Below are 3,191 nucleotides of genomic sequence, written 5' to 3'. Positions count from 1 at the left end.
GCCGACAACCCGGCCACCCCGACCGGAACGGAGGTCGCCTGAAAAACACCAATCCACAGGTATTGACAATTACTCTTCTGCCCGTTGCACTGATCACAATCGGGGCCCTCATCCTCATCAAAGGCGGAGCGTTCGCCCTCTAGCTCGGAGCAACTTCACCACTCAGGGCCAGGAGGCGCTCCTGCATCGGCATGTGTTGGCGTTCAACCACTTTGGTGATGTCCCGGCCCGTATCCGCTATGACAATCTAAAACGGGCGGTGGCCAAGGTGCTCAAAGGCCGCAGCCGGCACCCGAACTACCAACACGAGCGAGCGCACCACAGAATCATGATCGTGTGTCACGAGAGACACGATCACAGTAGTTATACCGAAGACGTACCCGAGCCAACGGAATCGACAGGAGACCATTCCGGCTACCCTGCTGCGCTCGCAGCCGGGCGCGGAAGCAGGGTAGCCCCAGATTCAATGAGAAACGTCGCGATCGAAATTCTCATCCAATCTGGGGCAATGCAGGTCAGACTAGTAAATGTGCCCCAGATTCAATGAGAACGGACAACTCCAGATCGAAAAGTTGCGCGCTGCAGCGATATTCGCGCACCGTGCGAGGCATGGTTAAAACGTCACTGTGACAAATTGGTCCAGTGGAGCGGCCGGTCCGCGAGCGTGGTCGGGGCTGCCGTGTTGGCGGTACGACGGCCCGCCCGGCGCGTAATCGAGGCACCGACGCTCCGGGCCAGTTTTGTGGCCAGACGTGGAGTCGTGTCTCGTCGGGGTTCCTGCCGGCGCCCCGTGAAGTGCGCACGCCCAGACGGCGTCGGGACCACCAGAAGCCGACCGATGAGATGGCACGTGATCCGCTGAGTCCGGGCCGAGCCGTCGTCACCAATCAATACCAAAACGCCGATAATATCTAATTATGTCAATTAAAGCATGGACGTACACCCGCTGAATCACCCCATGGTCGTGTGGCTCTCGCCTACCGGCCTGATACCGATGAGCAAAAGAGTCCGGACACCGAACTTGTTGTCACACAACGGAGTTCACGGCGGTTCGGGCAAGTACCTGCGCAGGCCATCCAGATCCCGCTTGCCACGACGGCGTTCGGCAACAAGTACGTCGCCTTCGCGTCACCGCTGGATCCGTCGCCACAGCGACTACGGGCCGGCGAACAGATCGACGCCATCGGAGTCACAACCGAATTCAACACTTTGTTCGAGACCATCACCGCCATCTCGGAACAGATCGACCCCATCAAAGTGAACGCCACGCTGACCGCCGCAGCGCAGGCACTCGACGGACTCGGCGACGAGTTCGGGCAATCCTTGGTCGAGGGCAACGACATTCTGGCCGACTTGATCGCCCGGACGCCCTCGTTCCGACACGACACCGTGGCCATCGCCGACCTGGCGGAGACGTACGCGAATGCCTCACCTGACCTGTGGAATGGTCTGAAGAGTGCGGTTGCCGCCGAGCGCACCATCAACAGCGAGCGCGAGAATCTGGACCGGGCCTTGCTGGCCTCGGTTGGATACGCCGATACCGTCGCCGACAACTTCGAACGCGGTGGTCCGTACCTCGTCCGTGGTGCACAGGATCTGCGGCCCACGGCGGAGCTGTTGAACGAATACAGTCCCGAATTCGACTGCACGCTCAGGGGCGTCGTAAGAGCAGGGCCGGCGTTGGCGAAGGCGATCGGTGGCAACGGCTACTCACTGGAGGGTCCAGGCACATTGGTTGGGGCCGCGAATCCCTATGTGTACCCGGACAATCTGCCGCGGATCAACGCCTCGGGCGGTCCGATGGGCCGGCCGGGCTGCTGGCAGGTGACCAAAGACATTCTTCCGATGCCGTATCTGGTCATGGACACCGGTGCGTCCATCGCACCCTACAACCACTTCGGACTCAACTCGCCGGTCGTCGTCGACTACGTCTGGGGTCGTCAGCTAGGGGAGAACACCATCAACCCGTGACGGCTGATGTGCACTGAGTTTCATTGTGGCAGCTACGATCCGAGCCGCGAGGTGACCCGCCCGAAGCGGGCGGGTCACCGTTCGCCGTCAGCGACGCCTGCCTGGCATACCGAACCACGGCATCATGGGTTGGTTGGCGGGCGGCGCGACAGTACCCGGCCGGGCCTTGATCGACGTGCTGCCGTTCGTCGAGCAGATGGTTTTTGCAAAGGTGTCTTGGCACGTCGGGCGAGCATTGGCGACGGGGGCTGAAATACCTGCCGCTGCAGCCAAACTCACCATCAACAACGCTGCCTTGCGTCGACCCGGCATGTGTCCATTCCCCTCGGTCGCATTACCAACATGGATGTGCGCGGTACGCGCTGACATGCGCGCGCTCATCAGGGGCATGCCGATACGACAGTGGTGGAGTCCGCCCCGAGAGGCGTACCCGCGGCCGCGGCGCGGTTGAAGGCATCGTCACGAGCCGCCTCGACAGTCACGCCGGCGCCGCCACTGACGACATGGGTGACACCGTCGCCCACAGACACGATGCAGAGGCGATCATTGGTCACCTCATCGCTGGTGCACTCAACTCCACCAGCTGCGGTGCATGCCGCGATGACTGCCGCCGAAGCCTCATCGTTGGTGTCGCCGGTTGCGGTGAAACCAACCAGTGCGCCTTCGAATTCGCCTGTGCCGACCGCCACCGAGACGTCGTCCAGATCCTGGACGAAACCAGGTGGACCCCCCGCCCAAGCCGTAGCGGCTGCGCCACCTGCCAAGACAACGCTCGCAGCCACGATCGTCGTTACCAAACGGCGCTTCACCATACCGATCCTCCCCGTAGTGTAATTCAACGGCAGTCTATCTACCGTTTCCCTAAAATTAACGGAAATCGAAATATTTCATCTGGCCGCATTTGCGCGCACTGCCGGCCCGCTGAGCGTTTGGATCGGCAAGTCTCGCTGGAAATGTCTTGCCCGACAGGCTTGTTCGACGCGTCTGATTGAGACTATGGGTTCCCGGCAGTCTTGACGTTAATTGAGAGTATATGGACGATGTACGGCCGGTGAATGCAACGTTAAGCAAACTCATAGACAGGCGGCTCGTTTCGGCGGTCCGACGGCTTCGCTCTCGATGACACTCCGCGGCAGGCTTCCGCAGGTGTAGAGCTCTTGGCCGGCCACGGTGAATCGGTGGCGGGTCGGGCGCAGGGTCAGGCCCTGGCCGACGATGCG

2 protein-coding genes are annotated in these 3,191 nt (G+C 61.4%); one reads left to right on the top strand and one right to left on the bottom strand.

The window, feature by feature from the left end; all coding sequences use genetic code 11:
- The first annotated feature begins 966 nt into the window (after positions 1-966).
- On the top strand, positions 967-1,971 hold the full coding sequence (locus tag ACJH7A_RS30165) for an MCE family protein (RefSeq protein WP_406803289.1): 1,005 nt from the start codon (positions 967-969) through the stop codon (positions 1,969-1,971).
- 380 nt (positions 1,972-2,351) lie between these two features.
- Here the strand turns inward: ACJH7A_RS30165 and ACJH7A_RS30160 are convergent, their stop codons facing one another.
- Entirely contained in the window at positions 2,352-2,783 is a 432-nt protein-coding gene (locus ACJH7A_RS30160; protein ID WP_406803288.1) for a hypothetical protein, read from the bottom strand.
- Positions 2,784-3,191: the final 408 nt, after the last annotated feature.

The sequence above is a fragment of the Mycobacterium sp. SMC-17 genome (genome assembly GCF_045310915.1).
In the GTDB taxonomy this organism is placed as follows: Bacteria; Actinomycetota; Actinomycetes; order Mycobacteriales; family Mycobacteriaceae; genus Mycobacterium.
The sequence above is the reverse complement of the archived record's forward strand: the minus strand, read 5'-3'. Positions and strand labels throughout refer to the sequence as shown.

Bases quoted from the DNA above. Each gene is read 5' to 3' on its own strand.
- ACJH7A_RS30160 (WP_406803288.1), bottom strand. From the start codon at position 2,783: ATGGTGAAGCGCCGTTTGGTAACGACGATCGTGGCTGCGAGCGTTGTC.